The sequence below is a fragment of the Algoriphagus sp. NF genome (genome assembly GCF_028823735.1).
GTDB lineage: Bacteria > Bacteroidota > Bacteroidia > Cytophagales > Cyclobacteriaceae > Algoriphagus > Algoriphagus marincola.
In genome coordinates this window covers 62,911-79,108 of sequence record NZ_JAPEIB010000004.1, presented here as the reverse complement: position 1 = coordinate 79,108, position 16,198 = coordinate 62,911, and the positions used below count along the sequence as shown (strand labels likewise).

Annotated in this window: 16 protein-coding genes; 8 read left to right on the top strand and 8 right to left on the bottom strand. The window is 41.0% G+C overall.

Going from position 1 to position 16,198, the window contains the following annotated elements; all coding sequences use genetic code 11:
* Positions 1-301: 301 nt before the first annotated feature.
* Both gyrB and ppk1 read left to right on the top strand, forming a co-directional pair.
* Complete coding sequence (gene gyrB / locus OU792_RS02885; protein WP_026945948.1) at positions 302-2,260, top strand: DNA topoisomerase (ATP-hydrolyzing) subunit B; 1,959 nt, start codon at positions 302-304, stop codon at positions 2,258-2,260.
* A gap of 159 nt (positions 2,261-2,419) precedes the next feature.
* Positions 2,420-4,558, top strand: a complete 2,139-nt coding sequence (gene ppk1, locus OU792_RS02880; protein ID WP_134202059.1) for a polyphosphate kinase 1 — start codon at positions 2,420-2,422, stop codon at positions 4,556-4,558.
* A gap of 34 nt (positions 4,559-4,592) precedes the next feature.
* Here ppk1 and OU792_RS02875 read toward each other — a convergent pair whose 3' ends face one another.
* Positions 4,593-4,868: a DUF202 domain-containing protein gene (locus tag OU792_RS02875; RefSeq protein WP_026945946.1), complete on the bottom strand. Its 276-nt coding sequence runs from the start codon at positions 4,866-4,868 to the stop codon at positions 4,593-4,595.
* Positions 4,869-4,908: 40 nt separating this feature from the next.
* Between OU792_RS02875 and OU792_RS02870 the strand changes: the two genes are divergently transcribed.
* On the top strand, positions 4,909-5,793 hold the full coding sequence (locus OU792_RS02870) for a DUF3078 domain-containing protein (protein ID WP_274669409.1): 885 nt from the start codon (positions 4,909-4,911) through the stop codon (positions 5,791-5,793).
* A gap of 339 nt (positions 5,794-6,132) precedes the next feature.
* On the opposite strand, the gene accC is transcribed toward OU792_RS02870, so the two are convergent.
* The 7 genes from accC to pdxA all read right to left on the bottom strand — a co-directional run bounded on the left by accC (position 6,133) and on the right by pdxA (position 11,856).
* Entirely contained in the window at positions 6,133-7,482 is a 1,350-nt protein-coding gene (accC, locus tag OU792_RS02865; RefSeq protein ID WP_026945944.1) for an acetyl-CoA carboxylase biotin carboxylase subunit, read from the bottom strand.
* Between the two features lie 24 nt (positions 7,483-7,506).
* Positions 7,507-7,980, bottom strand: coding sequence for an acetyl-CoA carboxylase biotin carboxyl carrier protein (gene accB, locus OU792_RS02860; RefSeq protein ID WP_026945943.1), 474 nt, complete (start codon positions 7,978-7,980; stop codon positions 7,507-7,509).
* 162 nt (positions 7,981-8,142) lie between these two features.
* Positions 8,143-8,706: an elongation factor P gene (gene efp / locus OU792_RS02855; RefSeq protein WP_024282118.1), complete on the bottom strand. Its 564-nt coding sequence runs from the start codon at positions 8,704-8,706 to the stop codon at positions 8,143-8,145.
* 30 nt (positions 8,707-8,736) lie between these two features.
* On the bottom strand, positions 8,737-9,735 hold the full coding sequence (locus OU792_RS02850) for a beta-ketoacyl-ACP synthase III (protein WP_100627253.1): 999 nt from the start codon (positions 9,733-9,735) through the stop codon (positions 8,737-8,739).
* A 217-nt stretch (positions 9,736-9,952) separates the two neighbouring features.
* Positions 9,953-10,144: a 50S ribosomal protein L32 gene (gene rpmF / locus OU792_RS02845; RefSeq protein ID WP_024282120.1), complete on the bottom strand. Its 192-nt coding sequence runs from the start codon at positions 10,142-10,144 to the stop codon at positions 9,953-9,955.
* Between the two features lie 24 nt (positions 10,145-10,168).
* Complete coding sequence (locus tag OU792_RS02840) at positions 10,169-10,723, bottom strand: YceD family protein (RefSeq protein WP_274669408.1); 555 nt, start codon at positions 10,721-10,723, stop codon at positions 10,169-10,171.
* A gap of 98 nt (positions 10,724-10,821) precedes the next feature.
* Positions 10,822-11,856: a 4-hydroxythreonine-4-phosphate dehydrogenase PdxA gene (pdxA, locus tag OU792_RS02835; protein ID WP_274669407.1), complete on the bottom strand. Its 1,035-nt coding sequence runs from the start codon at positions 11,854-11,856 to the stop codon at positions 10,822-10,824.
* Positions 11,857-11,964: 108 nt separating this feature from the next.
* On the opposite strand from pdxA, the gene rsmA reads away from it, so the two are divergent.
* From rsmA to OU792_RS02810, 5 genes are all read left to right on the top strand, one after another.
* Positions 11,965-12,750 (top strand): 16S rRNA (adenine(1518)-N(6)/adenine(1519)-N(6))-dimethyltransferase RsmA, encoded by a 786-nt coding sequence (gene rsmA / locus OU792_RS02830; RefSeq protein WP_133392008.1) that lies wholly within the window; start codon positions 11,965-11,967, stop codon positions 12,748-12,750.
* A complete protein-coding gene (mgtE, locus tag OU792_RS02825; protein WP_274669406.1) occupies positions 12,737-14,104 on the top strand; it encodes a magnesium transporter in 1,368 nt (455 codons plus the stop codon). The genes rsmA and mgtE overlap by 14 nt, the downstream gene beginning before the upstream one ends.
* A gap of 1 nt (position 14,105) precedes the next feature.
* Positions 14,106-15,032, top strand: coding sequence for a 2-hydroxyacid dehydrogenase (locus OU792_RS02820; RefSeq protein WP_274669405.1), 927 nt, complete (start codon positions 14,106-14,108; stop codon positions 15,030-15,032).
* Between the two features lie 157 nt (positions 15,033-15,189).
* Positions 15,190-15,663, top strand: coding sequence for a transcription elongation factor GreA (greA, locus tag OU792_RS02815; protein ID WP_024282126.1), 474 nt, complete (start codon positions 15,190-15,192; stop codon positions 15,661-15,663).
* A gap of 68 nt (positions 15,664-15,731) precedes the next feature.
* On the top strand, positions 15,732-16,130 hold the full coding sequence (locus tag OU792_RS02810; RefSeq protein WP_222582984.1) for an HIT family protein: 399 nt from the start codon (positions 15,732-15,734) through the stop codon (positions 16,128-16,130).
* Positions 16,131-16,198 lie beyond the last annotated feature (68 nt).

The window sequence follows — 16,198 nt, the reverse complement described above, 5'->3', positions numbered from 1 at the left end:
AGATTTTAGAATTAAATTTGTTTAATCTTTAATGCTAAAAATTCAACAAAAAGGTATAAGTGGTTCAAAAACAGGTATTAAATGATTATTATCAAGTATCAACAGGTGTAAAAAAATGTGATAAAATGGTATAATTCAGAATATTATTTTGAGTATTTGTTTAAATTCAGAATCAGATCTAATCTGAAATGGAGTCTACATATTGCGTGCTCAACTCAGAATTTTTGCTTATCTTGCCGAATCATTTGAAACTTAAAAAATCACCGATTAAGCCTATTTGAAGGCTTTTTTTTCAAAAAATATGAGCGAAGAAAATGCGAAGAAACCGTCCGAATACGGTGCCGGTAACATTCAGATTTTAGAAGGTCTTGAAGCAGTAAGGAAGCGTCCAGCAATGTATATCGGAGATGTTGGCATCAAAGGACTTCATCATTTGATTTGGGAAGTTGTAGATAATTCAGTCGATGAAGCTCTTGCAGGCCATTGCGATACCATTCATGTTACGGTACATGAGGATAACTCGATCACAGTAGAAGATAATGGTCGTGGGATTCCTACGGACATGCACCCAAAAGAAAAGCGTTCTGCTTTGGAAGTTGTTTTGACAGTCCTTCACGCTGGAGGTAAGTTTGATAAAGACACTTACAAGGTATCAGGTGGTTTGCACGGTGTAGGTGTATCCTGTGTGAATGCACTTTCTACCGATTTGAAAGCTACGGTACATAGAAATGGAGTCATTTTTGAGCAAGAATTCAAAATTGGTGTTCCTCAGTACCCCGCCCGAGAAATAGGGAAAACGGATAAGCGCGGAACTATCATTCATTTCAAACCTGATGACAGTATTTTCACTGTCACAGAGTTTCGCTATGAGACCATAGCAACCCGTCTTCGGGAGATGGCCTTTTTGAATGCGGGTATCCGCATATTTTTGACTGATCTTCGGGAGATTGAAGAGGATGGTAAGCCAAAGTCTGATGAATTTTATTCAGAAGGCGGGCTTGTGGAATTTGTTCAATATCTGGATGAGACTAAGGAGAAAATTATTTCTGAACCGATTTACATCGAATCACTAGATCAGGATGTACCGGTTCAAGTGGCAATGAGCTACAATAATTCCTACAGTGAAAATGTAGTTTCCTACGTCAATACGATCAATACCTACGAAGGCGGTACACATGTCACAGGTTTCCGAAGAGCGCTTACACGTACGCTGAAATCCTACGCAGACAAGTCTGGAATGCTTGATAAGCTTAAAATTGAGATTTCTGGAGATGACTTTAGAGAGGGATTGACTGCGGTCATTTCTGTCAAAGTAGCTGAGCCTCAATTTGAAGGTCAGACAAAAACTAAACTTGGTAACTCCGATGTAGTTGGAGCAGTTGATTCTGCAGTATCGGAAACCCTTCAATTTTGGCTCGAAGAGCATCCGAAGGAAGCCAAAACCATAGTTGGGAAAGTTATTTTGGCAGCCCAAGCACGACACGCAGCTCGAAAGGCCCGGGAGATGGTACAGCGAAAGAATGTCCTTGGTGGCGGTGGTCTACCAGGTAAGCTAGCGGATTGTGCCAATAGTGACCCAACTGTATGTGAACTTTATCTAGTGGAGGGAGACTCTGCGGGTGGATCTGCCAAGCAGGGTCGTGATCGTGATTTCCAAGCGATCTTACCGTTGAAGGGAAAAATCCTTAACGTGGAGAAGGCTCATGAGCACAAAATCTACGATAACGACGAAATCAAGAATATTCTCACCGCCTTGGGCGTGAAATTCGGAACCGCAGATGATGATAAAGAATTAGATCTTTCTGGTCTTAGATATCATAAAATCATTATCATGACGGATGCTGATATTGACGGTTCGCATATCCGAACCCTGATTTTGACGCTTTTCTTCCGATATATGAGAAACCTCATCGAGAATGGGTACGTGTACATCGCATTGCCGCCTTTGTATCTTTTGAAGCGGGGTAAGGATGAGCGCTACTGCTGGACCGAAGAGGAGAGAAAGACTCTGATTGCCGATATGGCAAAAGACGGGAAAGAGGATAGCGTGAATATTCAGCGATACAAGGGGCTTGGAGAGATGAATCCTGAACAACTTTGGACTACTACCATGGATCCTAATATGCGGACCATCAAGCAGGTGACTATTGACTCTGCAGCAGAAGCAGATCACTTATTCAGTATGCTGATGGGTGATGAAGTAGCCCCAAGGCGGGAATTCATCGAACGAAACGCCAAGTATGCGAAGATCGATACTTAAAACATCGCAGAAGGGCTCCATCAGAGCCCTTTTTTGTTAATGAATAAATAAACAAGGCCTGTCATAGAAATATTGTTTTTAAGTTCTTGCCAATTATCAATATTCATTTGTGGATAAATTTGGGGAGGAAAGGGCCCATCATCAAAAAATAAGTAAAAAATGAAACAAGCAGTCCGAGAGCGATTTGATTCAGTGATTCACAAAAGTGATTTGATCAGTAGAGATTTAAGCTGGATGAAATTTAATGACCGAGTATTGGATCAGTCTAAAAAAGATCATCGCTCGATTTTCGAAAAGCTCAAGTTTCTGGCCATTACTGCATCAAACTTGGATGAGTTTTTTATGATCCGAGTAGGATCACTTTACAATTACCTCGATTATGACAAAGAGCGGATTGATTACTCAGGATTAAGGGAGGAGCCTTTCAAAGCTACCTTGATGGAAGAATGTCAAAACTTTCATCATGCCCAGCACGAGCATTTTCTGAATTCTATCTTGCCAGCCTTGCCCAGTGAAGGCATCGCTTTATGCAATACATCCAAACTCACCGACGGAGAGCGAAAAAAGGTGAAACAATATTTTGACCGGGCGATTTATCCGATGTTGACCCCAATGGTTTATGACGGGTATCGTACTTTTCCGATCTTGATGAATAAGTTGTTGATCTTTGGGGTTGTGACTACTACGCCCGGCGAAAGGAAGGACATGCGTAAACTTTCCTTTGTTCAGATCCCTGCTAATATTCCAAGATTCTTTGAAGTGGAGCGGGGAAATACCTTGTTTTTGGTGCCTATTGAAGAAGTGATTCGTGAAAATATCGTTTCGTTATTTCGAAATGTGGACATTCAGTCTATCAGCCTTTTCAGAATTACTCGAAATGGAGACTTTACGCTTGAAGAGAGTGAGGACATGGATGCCAATTTTCTCGAAGAGGTGAAGCGAAAGCTAATGGAGCGAAAGACTGGTCGAGTGGTGAAGATTGAAATCGAAGAAGGCTACAGTAAATGGATGCTGAATTCTCTTCTGGAGCGGTGGAAATTAGGCTCAGACTCTGTTTTTCATGTCAAGCGCGAAAGCATGATTGATTTCACCGGGCTTTGGCAGATTGTGGGTAACAAGCAGTTTCGTGACCGATTGCCACAGATGCCGGCTCCAGTAAAGCCTTTATCTTACCAAGATGAAGGAAACGCAGATATATTCGATACGCTGAAGCAGAAAGATATACTGCTTCACCATCCATACAACAACATTGATTCTATTTTGGATCTAATCGAAAAGGCAGCGGATGATCCAGGGGTGATGGCTATCAAAATGACTATTTATCGATTAGCTAAGGATAGTCAGATTACTAAAGCCTTGCTTAGAGCAGCCGAAAATGGTAAGCACGTCTCTGTTCTTTTTGAAGTGAAGGCTAGATTTGATGAGGAGAATAATATTCGGGAGGCCAAAAGACTTCAGAAAGCCGGTTGTTTTGTGATTTATGGAATTACTCACCTGAAGACGCATACCAAGCTACTCTTGATAGTCAAAAAGGATGGGGAAAAAATCACAAGGTTTGTTCATTTAGGTTCTGGAAATTACAATGAGGATACTGCAAGACTTTATACAGACATTGGTCTATTGACCACAAATGAGGTCTTGGCAAATGATGTGTCTGAGTTTTTTAATGTAATCACAGGACATTCGATGCCGACCAACTATCAAAACCTGATCACGGCGCCGAGAGATATGCGAAATCAGCTCATCCACTTCATAGAGCAGGAGGCAGAAAATGCTCGAAATGGATTGCCAGCGGGAATATTTATCAAAGTGAATTCCTTGGAAGATTCAGAGACGATTTATGCGCTATACAGAGCTTCCCAATCTGGAGTGACAGTAAAACTAGTCGTACGAGGAATCTGTTGCCTCAGACCAGGCAGGGTAGGACTTAGTGAAAATATTGAGGTAATATCTATCGTTGGGGATTTCTTAGAGCACTCTAGGATTTACCATTTTCATAATAATGGAAATACCAGAACCTATGCCGGCAGTGCAGATATGATGGTGCGGAGTTTTGATAAGCGTCTTGAGAGCCTTTTCAAAGTAGAATCTCCTCTCTTGGAAAAGCAACTGATGAATATTTTGTCTTTCAACCTTCGAGATAATTTTAATGCTTACGTAATGCAGGAAGACGGATCATACATTGCTAAGAAACCGGAGGGAGACGAAGAGGTCTTTAATGTTCACAAGGAGTTTTTCAACTTGGATCCTGAAAAAGTGATGCAAGTCGAACTGATTCCTACTTACAGCAATCAATAAAAATGAAAACCGCGTTTCCTCGCGGTTTTTTTCTTTACATTTTTTGATAGTGACCCTTTTGAAGTCTCTTTTTTACCTTGAAATAATTCACTATCCCCACGAGAAGAAATATGATGCTTAAGGCAAAAGCTAAATAGCCTAAATTTCTTACATGGTCCAATTCCTTTACTTGGAAAAGGGCCGTGCCGGAGACAAGGAAGTATAGGGCCGTTCGAATGTAGGATAAAAGCGTCCGATCATTGGCTAAGGTTGTTCGCTGTCTTGCTAAAAAATCTCTGACTATCAGCTCATTTTCCTTTTCATTTTCCATATTTTTGAAGCTTGATTTAATATTTTAAAGAATAAATGCTATGAAACGACTATTTACCCTTTTCATTTTCTGTTTTTCATCGAGCCTATTGTTTGCCCAGGAAGAAACACCCAAAGATACCACCTATTGGTTAAAAGAGATTGCAGGTGGTATCAATTTGAACCAAGGCTCATTCAGTAGTAACTGGACGGGTGGTGGTGTCAATTCCGTGGCTTTGGGCTTTTACCTGAATGGAAGAGCAAATTATAAAAAAGATAAGTGGACCTGGGACAATACAATGGATTTCATCTATGGTATCGTCAAAAATCAAGATGAGGATGCAAGAAAGTCTAATGACCGGATTTTTCTAGATTCCAAAGTGGGTTACAAAATCAGCGATCGATGGAATCTTTTTACTTCCTTGAACTTCCTTTCCCAGTTTGCTCCGGGGTATGACTTTTCCGATGGAAATAGGACGCTGATTTCCAAGTTTGCCAATCCAGCATATTTGACATCGTCTTGGGGGTTGGAATACAAGCCTAATTCTGAATTCATGCTTCGTTTATCTCCTTTTTCTCCAAGGTTCACTTTCGTGACAGACACAGATCTTTATCTGACTGTTCCGGAGAATTATGGCGTGCCAATAGGAGATAAGGTAAGATCAGAATGGCTTGCCTTTAGCTCACTACTCGAATGGAATAAGAAACTGTCTGAAAACGTCACTTTACTAATCCGTCATCAAATGTTTGTGAATTATGAGATTCTTGCTTTTGACGCTATTGATCACCGGCTTGATGTAGCCCTTACAGCCAAAGTTTCAAATTTAATTAATGTCTCTCTGACAAGCTTGAGCATATATGATTTGGATCAGGACGATAAAATACAATTTAGCCAAGGACTTGCTTTGGGGATATCCTTTAGCAGAAGTACATTTCCAAAGGAATAAATAATTTTAACAAATTTTTATTTTGTGTTTTGATTTGAAAAGAATTGTATTATTTTTGAAATCATTGTGGTAGTTAAATAATAGTTGGTTTAGTTTTCAAATAAAGGGCAGGAGATTTTCTCCTGCTTTTTTATTGCCTTTATTTGAAAAGTCCAATATTTTTAAAGTTTGAGTTCAATTGAAAGGAGGGACCCGACCTGATAGAAAGAATTGGGATGTTGATTCAAATTTGTACTTTAGAAAGATGACTTTTTCGATTTCAACGAATTACTCAAAGTAGAATTGACCACAAAAAAAGCCATGCGTCGGCATGGCTTTCATTTTGGTTGGGAAATTCCGTTATCCTTTCACAACTGAAAAATCAAAAGTTTCCAGGAATTTGGTTGTAAAGTTTCCTTCCTTGAATTGCTCGTTTTCCAGCAGAGCAATATGGAACGGAATGGTGGTTTTGATACCATCAATCACAAACTCTTCTAGCGCCCTTTTCATTCTTACTATCACTTCCTCTCTAGATTGTCCACTTACGATGAGTTTGGCGATCATGGAGTCATAATTAGGCGGAATTACATAGCCTGCATAGACATGTGAATCTACTCGAACTCCTCTGCCACCTGGAAGGTGAAGATTATTGATTCTTCCCGGACTAGGGCGGAATCCATTAGCAGGATCTTCTGCATTGATTCGGCATTCCATTGCAAAGAGCTTTGGATAGTAATTTCTACCGCTGATTTTTTCTCCTGCGGCTACCTTGATTTGCTCTTTGATCAAATCGAAATCTGTTACTTCCTCTGTGATAGGATGCTCCACCTGAATTCGGGTGTTCATCTCCATGAAATAGAAGTTGCGGTTTTTATCCACTAAGAATTCGATTGTACCTGCGCCTTCGTATCCGATTGCTTCGGCACCTTTGATCGCAGCTTCACCCATCTCATGTCGGAGTTCGTCTGTGATGAAGGGTGAAGGAGTCTCCTCGACTAGTTTTTGATGTCTTCGCTGAATAGAGCAATCTCTTTCAGAAAGATGACATGCCTTTCCATTGCTGTCTCCTACGATTTGAATCTCTATATGACGAGGCTCTTCAACGAATTTTTCTAGGTAAAGACCGTCATTTCCAAAAGCGGCTCCAGATTCCATTTTGGCATCATCCCAAGCTTTCTGGAAGTCTTTATCTTCTTTTACGATTCGCATTCCACGGCCACCACCGCCCGCAGTTGCCTTTAGGATCACCGGATAGCCCATTTCATTGGCTAGCTTCAATCCTTGCTCTACGGAGTCTAGAAGTCCCTCTGAGCCTGGGATTGTAGGTACTCCAGCAGCTTTCATGGTAGCTTTTGCAGTAGCCTTATCACCCATTCTATCGATCATGTCAGGTGATGCTCCGATAAATTTGATACCGTATTCTTCACAGATCTTGGAAAACTCGGCGTTTTCGGAAAGAAACCCGTAGCCCGGATGGATTGCATCAGCGTTTGTGATCTCAGCAGCTGCAATGATGCGTGGGATGTTGAGATAGGAGTCCCTACTTGGGGCAGGACCAATGCATACAGCCTCATCCGCAAATCTGACGTGAAGACTATCCTTGTCTGCAGTTGAATAGACAGCAACCGTTTTGATGCCCATTTCCTTACAGGTACGGATTATCCTTAGGGCGATTTCTCCTCGGTTTGCGATTAATATTTTTTTAAACACAATAAGTGGGTTTTGGTGAAAAAATTAACCAGCTGGATCTACAAGGAAAAGTGGCTGATCATACTCTACAGGGGTGGCATTGTTGACAAGAACTTTGACGATTTTGCCGGATACCTCTGATTCGATTTCGTTAAAAAGCTTCATCGCCTCAATAATGCAGACTGTCTGACCAGCTTTCACGCTATCTCCAACATTCACAAATGGATCGGAATCAGGGTTTGGAGTGGTGTAAAATGTACCAATCATTGGAGACTTGATCTCGATCAAGTTTGAGGAAGACTCTGCAGCTGATTCCTTGGGAGATTCTGTAGCAGCAGCGGGTGCTGATGCTTGAACTGGGGCAGGTGCAGGAGCCGCAGGAGCTGCTTCTACTGCTCTGAAGCTTTGGTCTGCATATTTTTTGATCGAAAGTTCAAACTCATCTGTTTTGATTTTAACTTCGGCAAGACCGGAATTTGAGATATAATCGATCAGCTCTTGAATTTCTTTTGCTTTCATGTTTTTTTGAGTTTTTAAAGGTTTTTATCATCGGGATCTTGCATACCTACTGATATGCTTTAGGTAAAATCGTCCTGATTTCAAAATTCCTTTTTGTTTTAGCTTCTTAGACTGGGATTTTCAAAATAACAAAAGCTATGAGAAGAACTCATAGCTCTATTTTTATTTAACTCGCTCGGAATAAGAACCGTCTCGAGTATCCACTTTGATCATAGTATCTTGATCTACGAAAAGTGGAACCATTACTGTAGCTCCTGTTTCCAAGGTAGCAGGTTTAAGCGTATTAGTGGCTGTGTCACCCTTAATTCCCGGCTCCGTGTAAGTAATCATCAATTCTACAAATGGAGGTAATTCTACTGCAAGTGGAGTTTCTGTTTCATCGTGTACAAGAATATCCACGAGTTGACCTTCTTTAAGCAACTCAGGTCTTTCAATCAATGATTCTTGAATCAAAAGTTGCTCGAATGAATTGCTGTCCATGAAATTGTACCCCATGTCATCTTTATAAATGAATTGGTGTGGACGTTTTTCTACGCGGGCAGTAGTTACTTTCTCACCTGCATTGAAGGTTTTATCGAGCGTTTTACCGGTTTTTAAACTTTTTAGCTTAGTTCTTACAAAAGCTGCCCCTTTCCCAGGCTTGACATGCTGGAATTCTACAATGCTCCAGATATCATTGTTCATTTCTAGACAGAGTCCATTTTTAAAATCTGCTGTCGACGCCATATTAATTATTTGAGTTTATTCTTAATGAAATTACTTCGGGTCATAGGCCCATTTGACATAGATCGCACCCCAGGTGAAACCTCCACCAAAAGCAGCTAGAATGAGATTGTCTCCTTTTTTCAGTTGCTTCTCATAGTCCCAAAGGCAAAGTGGAATAGTTGCTGCAGTGGTATTGCCATAGCGCTCAATATTCATCATTACTTTCTCAGGTCCTACACCCATTCGGTTTGCGGTGGCATCGATGATGCGTTTGTTGGCTTGATGGGGTACTAGCCAAGCGACATCATCTCCTTTAAGACCATTTCGCTCCATTACTTCTGCACTGACATCTGCCATATTGGTTACGGCAAATTTGAACACGGTAGAACCTTCTTGGTAAGCATAATGCTCGCGGGCTTCTACTGTCTCGTGCGAAGCTGGCCTTCTGCTTCCTCCTGCTTTCATGTGGAGAAATGGTTCGCCTGAACCATCGGACCTCAATATCGCATCTCTGATCCCCAAGTCTCCTTCGGCTGGCTCCAACAAAACTGCTCCAGCTCCATCACCAAAAAGAATACAGGTAGTTCTGTCTTTGTAATCAACAATGGAAGACATTTTATCCGCACCTACCACAAGTACTTTCTTATGTGTACCAGACTCGATAAATTGTGAGCCAAGTTGTAAAGCATACAAAAACCCTGAGCAAGCTGCAGAAATATCAAAGCTAAAGCTGTTTTTCGCACCGATTTTGTCAGCGATTATGTTGGCAGTAGCAGGGAAGGGCATATCCGGAGTCACTGTCGCACAGATGACTACTTCGATGTCTTTGGGGTCAGTATTGGTTTTTTCAAGGAGGCCTTTAGCAGCTTCAATCCCCATCACTGAGGTTCCTTGGTTTTCGCCTTTTAAAATTCTTCGCTCCTTGATGCCGGTTCTTGAGGTGATCCACTCGTCGTTAGTTTCGACCATTTTCTCAAGTTCCTTGTTGGTCAACCGGTACTCAGGTACATAGCCTTGTACGCCGGTGATCATGGCTTTTATTTTCTCCATTCGAATTGGGTTAAAAAAGGCGATCACTCGCCTTATTCATTTTTGGGTTTGCCCCTTTTTTGTAAAGAAGGTCAAAAATATCATAAATGCCTCTTACCACCAAAAATATTCCATTTGTAATATCTTAAGTGTTTGATAGCGAGGGTATTGAAATTTTTGGCATAAAAAAAATCCAAACTATAAATAGAATGGATTTATGATTCAGTGAAATTTTGGCTTATGCCATTACTTCTTTTTCGATGATTACCTGTCCTTTGTAGTACAATTTGCCGTCAAGCCAAAAAGCTCTATGAGGCAAGTGCATTTCACCAGTAGTTGGACATTTTGCCAAACCAGGAGCTTCTAGCTTGTAATGAGTTCTTCTTTTATCTCTTCTGGTTTTGGAAATCTTTCGTTTAGGATGTGCCATTTTATGCGTGATTTAAGAGTTCTATTACTTTTTTTTATTTAGGTTTTTTAGCTTTTCCCAGCGGGGATCTACGTTTACATCTTCATCTTCAGATTCCTCTGATTCTTTTTCAGAATCGATGTAGACATAAAGCCCGTCCAATTCATCTTCCTCATCATCGAGTTCGTTTCGATGGTCAGGATGAATTTTTTTTGCCGGTAAGGCTAAAAGAATGAATTCATAAATAAGCTGAGCCACATTTACTTTTGGCGTGTCTCTGGTGATCATGAAAACATCCTCGTCAATTTCTTTTTCTTCTGAGCCATATTTAAATATCATGGTTTCTTCGGATTCAAGTGGGGAGTCAAACTCCTCCAAACTTCTATCGCAGGTTAGCCTAACGCTTCCCTTGATGTGGAAATCCATTTCAATCAAATTTGCTCCTTTGTGCATATTGACCCTTATGGTCAAGTTGCCATTTTGAACCAGATCATTCTCACCGAATTCTCTGAAGAATCGATCACGAACATCAAATTCTAATTCATGTGTCCCTTCTGGGTATTTAATTACCTCAATGTCAAAGTTCTGCAGGAATTTCACGACGTCTCTTATCGATTTTAAGACCGCAAAAATAGGTAATTAATTGGAAAGATTAAAATGAAAGAGAATTATATTTTCCTTTCATCGTAGGGCTATATTTATTCTGCGTCCTCTGTTTCTTCCTCTAAGACTTGGTGAGCCCTAATTACATCCAAAGCCAGAAATAATGCGGCCCTGATTGAACCTTCATCTGCTAGTCCTTTACCAGCAATATTATATGCTGTCCCATGATCTGGGGAAGTTCTGATAATCGGAAGCCCTGCTGTGAAATTAACCCCATCGCTAAACGCCATGGATTTGAAAGGAATCAATCCTTGATCATGATACATTGCGAGGACTCCATCAAATTTGGTCTGATGCATCATACCAAAAAAGCCATCAGCAGGGTAGGGACCAAAGACTAATTTATTCTGATCCTTCAGTTGGTTGATTGCTGGTTTAATGACCTCGATTTCCTCTTTACCAAGCAGGCCATCCTCACCTGCATGAGGATTTAGACCTAAAATCGCAATTTTTGGTCGATTGATGCCAAAGTCCTTTTCTAAACTTGAAAGCATGAGATTGGCCTTCCGCTTGATTCTTTCCACGGTGACTGCTTGACTCACCTGAGCAATTGGCATATGTCCTGTTACCAAGCCTACTCGAAGTTTGTCAGATACCATAAACATCAGACTGTCCTTGGCATTGACGGCTTCGCTTAGGAATTCCGTGTGGCCAATGAATTTGATCTCTTCGCTATTGATATTGTTCTTGTTCAGGGGAGCAGTTACTAGCGCATGGATTTTTCCTTCTTTCATGTCCGCAACTGAGCTTCGAAGTGCTTCCAAAGCCAATTTTCCAGCCTCTTGGGTTTCTACGCCGGGAATAATTTCCGGGCATTCCTCCATCACATTGATCACATTGATTCGTTTATGCTGGATTTCATCGATGGATCTGATCTGTAAAAAGTTGAATCCTTCCAGATCTAGCATTTTTTTATAAACACTGAGCACTTTTCCATGCCCATATATCAGAGGCACAAAGTCTTGATGAACTCGGGCGTCCTGAAGCGCTTTCATCACTACTTCCGGGCCTATTCCGTTTATATCTCCGATACTGATCCCAATTATGGGTTTATGTTGCTTTGCTGTCATATTGCTTTGCTCAAAAAAGGCTACTTACAATCACTGTCGAACTTAGGCCTTTAGGAATATTGTCTTAATTTTAGGCTGCAATTTATAAAAAATTACCGGAGCTATTCGATGGAGAAAGTCAGACCCAAAAAACATCTGGGACAACACTTCCTGACGGATTTGAGCATTGCCAAGCGAATAGCTCAAGCTGTCACAGGACATGGTGGTGCCCAAAAAGTCCTCGAGATTGGCCCTGGTATGGGCGTACTCACAGATTTCTTGCTAGAAAACCCGCAGGAGCTCTATTTGGCAGAAATTGACCAAGAGTCAATCCGATATCTCGAGGCAAAGTATCCACATTTGGTCGATCATATACTGGAGGGGGACTTTCTTAAAATGGATATTTCAAAAGTTTTCCAAGAGCCTTTTGCCATTGCGGGTAATTTTCCTTACAATATTTCAAGCCAAATCTTTTTCCGAGTCCTTGAGTTGCGCCATCAAGTAACCGAGGTGGTATGCATGCTTCAAAAAGAGGTAGCACAGCGAATCGCATCTCCAAAGGGAAATAAGGATTATGGGATTTTATCGGTTTTACTGCAGGCCTTTTACTCGATTGAATATTTGTTTTCGGTACCCCCAGGAGTCTTTAATCCTCCTCCCAAAGTAAATTCTGGTGTCATTCGCCTGATACGAAATGAGACCAAAAGTCTGGACTGTGATGAAAGTTTATTTATCAAAGTGGTAAAAGGAGGCTTTGGTAATCGCCGAAAAACCTTGAGAAATTCCCTGAAATCCTTTCAGCTTCCAGAATCACTTCAAGGCCATCCTATGTTGGACTTGCGAGCCGAGCAATTGGATGTGGCTGATTTTGTGTTTTTAACCCAGAAAATCCAAGAATCCCGTGGACATCATTAAGCAATTTGAACTCTCCAAGGAGTACCTAGAAAGCCTACAGCACGGTATCGAAAACCGAGATCTGGATTTTATTCAGGAATCACTGGATGGGGTGAATGAGGCAGATATTGCCGCTATTTTGGATGAATTATCCTTAGATGAGTCAATCTATGTCCTTCGGGCACTGGATAAGCAAATAGCAGCAGATATTCTGATCGAATTGGATGATAATACACACATCAGGGTATTTCGTGAACTGGAAAATCCGGAGATCGCATCATTCATCGAATTAATGGATTCTGATGATGCGGCGGATTTACTTAATTTACTGGGTGAGCGTGAACGTGAAGAGGTCATTGCCAATTTTCAGGATAGGCTAAAGTCGGACCAAGTACTTGACCTTCTGCGATATGAAGAAGATACTGCAGGTGGTATCATGGCTAAGGAATTTATCCGAGCCAATAAAAATTGGAATGTCATTCAGACCATCAATGAAATCAGAAGGCAAGCCGAAAATGTAGAAAAGATTTTTTCGATTTATGTAGTCAACAACCGACAGCAGTTGCTTGGTCGTGTTTCACTCAAAAAAATAATTCTTGCCGGAGAAAATACTCGGATTGAAGATATTTATGAACCAGAAGTGATTTCTGTTCCTACTTACATGGATCAGGAGGAGGTTGCAGGTATCATGCGAAAGTATGACCTTGAGTCTGTTCCTGTCGTCAATGCGAAAAACAAGTTGGTCGGACGAATTACCGTTGATGATATCTTGGACGTCGTACAGGAGGAGGCAGAGGAGGATATTCAGGCCATGGCAGGTATTTCAGGCGATATTGAAGAGTCTGATTCCATTTTTATGATTACCAAAGCCCGTCTTCCTTGGCTACTAATCGGTGTGATTGGAGGATTATTAGGTGCTAGAATTATCGGCTTTTTTGAAGATGGATTGAATAAATACATCGCATTAGCATCCTTTATTCCCCTCGTAGCTGCTACTGGGGGAAATGTAGGCATACAGGCATCCTCTCTTATCGTACAATCCTTGGCATCTAAGTCAGTTTTTGATGATACGCCCTTAAAGCGTTTTATAAAAGGCTTTCTGGTCGCTGTTCTAAATGGAGTTTTACTAGCTTTTTTCGTGTTTTTGGTAGTGGTTTTCATTTATGGGTTCGAACCGATTTTTGGGATTACCGTGGGAGTGGCACTTTTCTGTGTCGTCCTTTTGGCTTCCTTTATGGGAACTGTCACACCTTTGATTTTAAATCATTTTGGTATCAACCCAGCAATTGCATCTGGACCATTCATCACTACCACAAATGATTTGCTAGGTCTTACCGTTTATTTTGGGATCGCGATGTTACTCTTGAATCTTTAGAATGAAAATACTTATTATCGATAAAATGCACTCCAGCATCATCCCTTTGCTGGAGAAGGAAGGGCATCAGGCAGATTATAGGCCTAATATTACCCGCTCAGAGATTTTGCAAGCCCTCCCTTTGTACGAGGGTTTGGTCATTCGGTCCAAAACTCCAATGGATAGAGATCTTCTGGAAAAAGCTCATAACCTTAAGTTTATTGCGCGTGCAGGGGCAGGCCTGGATCAAATTGATCTTGAATATTTGGCGGAAAATGAGATACAGCTATTTCATGCTGCCAAAGGCAACCGGGACGCTGTGGCAGAACATGCCATAGGGGGACTTTTAGCGCTTATGAACCATCTTATCAAAAGTGATCAGGAGGTGCGAAAGGGAATCTGGGACCGTGAAGGCAACCGTGGCTATGAACTTAAAGGAAAAACCGTAGGGATCATGGGCTATGGAAATATGGGAAGAGCATTTGCGAAAAGGCTGAAAGGATTTGGAGTGGATGTCTTAGCCTACGATAAGTATAAAAAGGATTTTGAAGATAATTTGGTCCAGGAAGTAATCTGGGAAAAATTGAAAGCAGAAGCCGATATTTTGAGCTTGCATGTTCCTTTGACAGAGGTAACCCGGAATTTTTTCACTTTTGATGAATTAAAAAGCTTTGCCAAACCTTTTTGGTTGATCAATACGGCTAGGGGAGAGGTGATAAGTTTTGAGACATTGAACCAAGCTCTGGATGCCGGGATATTGAGAGGGGCGGTGCTGGATGTGCTCGAGAATGAAAAGTTCAACCGCTTAAGTCCAGAACAGAAAACTGAATTTGAAAAGCTCGCTAATCGCGAAAATGTGATTTTTACACCTCATGTGGCCGGATGGACTTTTGAATCCTATGAAAAGATCAATGAGGTGCTAGTCAAGCAAATCAAAAAAGCATTTTGATGATCGAAGAAAAAAATTTGAACCTTAAAACCTAAAATTTGTATCTATAGGGGGATTTCTTACTTTTGTAAAGAAATAAAGCCAAGCTTAAAAAAGTAACGGTCTCTCCTGCGCGACCGTTACTTTCTTTTTTAGCAGGTACTAACAATCGCTAACTATGTCGAAAGTACAATATTATACCGAAGAAGGTCTGAAGAAACTGAAGGATGAACTTCAGGAGTTGAAGACAAAAGGAAGAGCAGATATCGCTAAGCAGATTGCTGAGGCAAGAGACAAAGGTGACTTATCAGAAAATGCCGAATACGATGCGGCAAAGGATGCACAGGGCTTGTTGGAATTGAAGATTGCAAAGCTTGAAGCAGTGGTAGGTAACGCCCGTGTACTGGACAATTCCAAAATGGATCAATCCAAGGTGGGGATATTGAGTACCGTCAAGATCAAGAACGTGAAAAACGGAATGACGGTGACTTATACCTTGGTGTCTGAGGAGGAAGCTGATTTGAAGGCAGGAAAGATTTCCCTTGCCTCACCATTTGGAAAAGGCTTGGTAGGAAAATCAAAAGGCGAGATTGCAGAAATCAATGCTCCTGCTGGAAAGTTGCAGTTTGAAATCCTAGATATCTCGTACTAAGAATTATTCAACATTTATCTTTTCGATCAATCCCGGGAAATCCTCGGGATTTTTTTATTTTTGATGATATGGCAAGCATTTTCACAAAAATCATCAACCGGGAAATCCCTGGACACATCATCGCTGAAGACGAAAATAATATCGCTTTTTTGGATATTATGCCCCTGGTGAGAGGACATGTATTGGTGGTCCCAAAAAAGGAGGTCGATTATATCTTTGATATGGCTTCTGAAGACCTTACAGCGCTTCATCTTTTCGCCCAAAAAGTGGCAAAAGCAATGGATAAAACCATCAAATGTACACGAATTGGTGTTGCTGTGATAGGATTGGAAGTGCCTCATGTTCATATCCATCTAGTTCCTCTCAAGACCATGGATGATATTAATTTCACTCGCCCGAAATTGAAGTTAAGTCAGGAAGAACTAGGGGAAATAGCCGATACGATTCGAGGAGGTATTGATTCCTAGAAAATCCAGCTGTTTCTTATTTCTGATCAAGACCTGGAGAGGTTTTTTAAAATTTTTATAAAAGTCAG